Source organism: Aquitalea sp. S1-19 (assembly GCF_024343515.1).
Genome location: NZ_RJTZ01000205.1, coordinates 1 through 2,804 on the forward strand (window position 1 = coordinate 1; position 2,804 = coordinate 2,804).

Here is a 2,804-nt window from a genome sequence, read left to right on the forward strand (position 1 = left end):
CAAGCTGGGCAGCCGCTGGACGCGCCAGTATGAAGACGCGGCACGCATGTTTGCCGAGCTGACCAGCAGTGACGACTTCGTCGAGTTCCTGACCTTGCCAGGCTACGACTACCTCGACTAAGCCCCTGCATATCTGGCGGCAAGCCAGAACACGCAACGGCCACAGCAAGTCTGTGGCCGTTGTTCTTTACCTATACCAAACGCACAAGCGCACTCCCGGATTCATTACTCCCACCCTTGCCGCAGCGCAGCAATAAATTAACCATCATATTTCAAGCTCACTCAAAAAATACAATTTTCATCGCGCAAACCGCAACGCATAAGCAATTTTATTAAAATAAAACCGCATTTGTAAGCATAAAAACCTAATAAGCAAAAAACAGCACCCGTCGTTTTGCCATAAGATTGCAGACAAAATCCAATCTTTATCTGTTTACGACGAGATCAACACCATGCGCCTATCCCTCCGTCCCCTGCTCGTTTCGCTGCTCGCTATCGGAGCATTCGGCTCAGCCTTTGCAGCCGATATGAAATCGGTTGCCATCACTGCCATTGTTGACCATCCGGCGCTGGATGCTGCCCGCAAAGGCGTGGAGGACGAACTGAAGGCAGCCGGCTACCAGAACGGCAGCAATCTCAAGCTGCAATACCAGAGCGCACAAGGCAATACCGCAACAGCAGGCCAAATCGCGCGCAAATTCGTCGGCGACAAGCCCGACGCCATCGTCGCGATCGCCACACCGAGCGCACAGGCCGTCGCCGCCGCAACGCGCAATGTCCCCGTGGTCTTTATTGCCGTTACCGACCCGGTCGCCGCCAAACTGGTGCCTTCATGGAAGGCTTCGGGCAGCAATATCACCGGCGTATCCGACCGGTTGCCGATAGCGGCTCAGGTTGACCTGATCCAGAAAATCCATCCGGCCGCCAAAAAAATCGGCATGGTCTACAGCCCGGGCGAAGTCAACTCGGTCATTGTGGCGCGCGAACTGAAAACCGAACTGGGCAAACGCGGCATGACGCTGGTGGAGTCGGCCGCCGCGCGCAGCGTGGATGTCGCCCCCGCAGCCAAGAATCTGGCAGGCAAGGTCGATGCCATCTACACCAGCACCGACAATAATGTGGTGTCGACTTACGAGTCGCTGGTGGCCGTCGCCAACCAGAGCAAGATGCCGCTGATTGCTTCTGACCCTGATTCGGTCAAGCGCGGAGCCATCGCCGCACTTGGGCAGAATTATTACGATATCGGCCGTCAGGCCGGCCGCATCGTGGTGCGCATCCTCAAGGGTGAGAAAGCCGGCAGCATCGCGCCACAAATGGGCAACAAGCTGTCACTGACGCTCAACCCGGCTGCAGCACAAAAGCAGAACATCAACCTGAGCCCGGCCCTGCTTAAGAGCGCCGCCGAAATCGTCAAATAAGTGCTGGCCGTAGCCGCCTGTTCCCTGCTGCTACGGCTAAAACCGTTTCTGCCCACGCACGACAAGCCATGCCGCAGAAGTATGGCAAACACAAAGAAAGCCACCAACCATGTCCGTCATTGCCCTGATGGGAGCACTGGAAATCGGCCTGATCTTCGCCCTGGTTGCATTGGGCGTGCTGATTTCCTTTCGCATTCTGAATTTTCCCGACCTGACTGCCGATGGCAGCTTCCCGCTGGGCGGCGCCGTTGCCGCCACCCTGATCGCCGGCGGCCATGACCCTTATAGCGCCTGCGCCTTCGCCATGCTGGCCGGTGCGGCAGCCGGTTGGACGACAGCCTGGCTCAATGTACGCCTGAATATCCTGCAATTGCTGGCCAGCATTCTGGTGATGATTGCCTTGTATTCGATCAATCTCAGGATTATGGGCGCACCGAATATTCCGCTGATCGGTGAGGCTACCGTCTTCTCCGCGCTGATAGGCGATGATTTCGATCGTGCCATGACGGTACAGCCCGCCGTACTCGCCGCAATTATCGTACTGGCCAAGCTGGCTCTGGACGCTTTCTTTGCCTCGCAGGCCGGCCTCGCCATGCGCGCCACCGGCGCCAACCCGCGCATGGCACGCGCACAGGGCATTTCAACCGACCGCATGGTGCTCTGTGGCATGGCGCTATCCAATGCGCTGATCGCGCTGGGCGGCGCACTCTATGTACAGACCCAGGGTGGTGCCGATATCTCGATGGGCATCGGCACCATCGTGGTCGGGCTGGCGGCGGTCATTATCGGCGAAACGCTGATTCCGTCACGCAAGCTGTGGGTCATCACGCTGGCGACAGTACTGGGTGCCCTGCTCTATCGCATACTGATCGCGCTGGCACTCAACGCCGATTTTATCGGCCTGGCCGCGCAGGATCTGAACCTGATCACCGCACTTCTGGTTGGCTTTGCCTTGGTGCTGCCGCTGATCAAGACCAAGTTCAAAACACTGACCGGAGGACTGGCCAAATGATGCGCGCCGACAATCTGCAAAAAACCTTCAACCCGGGGACGCCAGTCGAAAACCATGTACTGCGCGGCATGTCGCTGACCATAGAAACCGGCCAGTTCGTCACGGTGATAGGCAGCAATGGGGCTGGCAAGTCGACGCTGCTTAATGCCATTTCCGGCGATATACAGCCTGACTCCGGCCGGCTGTTTATCGACCAGCAGGATGTGACACGCATGGGTGCATGGCAGCGTGCCAAGCTGGTAGCACGGGTATTCCAGGACCCTATGGCCGGTACCTGTGAAGGGCTGAGCATAGAAGAAAATCTGGCGCTGGCCTGGCAGCGCGGAGAGAAACGCGGTCTGGGACTGGCCGTCAAAAAAGCACAGCGCGAATTA

General features: G+C 57.8%; 3 protein-coding genes. All 3 read left to right on the forward strand.

The annotated features are described in order from the left end of the window. Positions 1–452 precede the first annotated feature (452 nt). Complete coding sequence (locus EGI20_RS17180; RefSeq protein ID WP_498632936.1) at positions 453–1,418, forward strand: ABC transporter substrate-binding protein; 966 nt, start codon at positions 453–455, stop codon at positions 1,416–1,418. A gap of 109 nt (positions 1,419–1,527) precedes the next feature. Beyond that, complete coding sequence (locus EGI20_RS17185) at positions 1,528–2,430, forward strand: ABC transporter permease (RefSeq protein WP_498632937.1); 903 nt, start codon at positions 1,528–1,530, stop codon at positions 2,428–2,430. Beyond that, positions 2,427–2,804, forward strand: a 378-nt coding sequence (locus EGI20_RS17190; protein ID WP_498632938.1) for an ATP-binding cassette domain-containing protein, incomplete at its 3' end; no start/stop codon positions are given. The genes EGI20_RS17185 and EGI20_RS17190, both read left to right, overlap by 4 nt.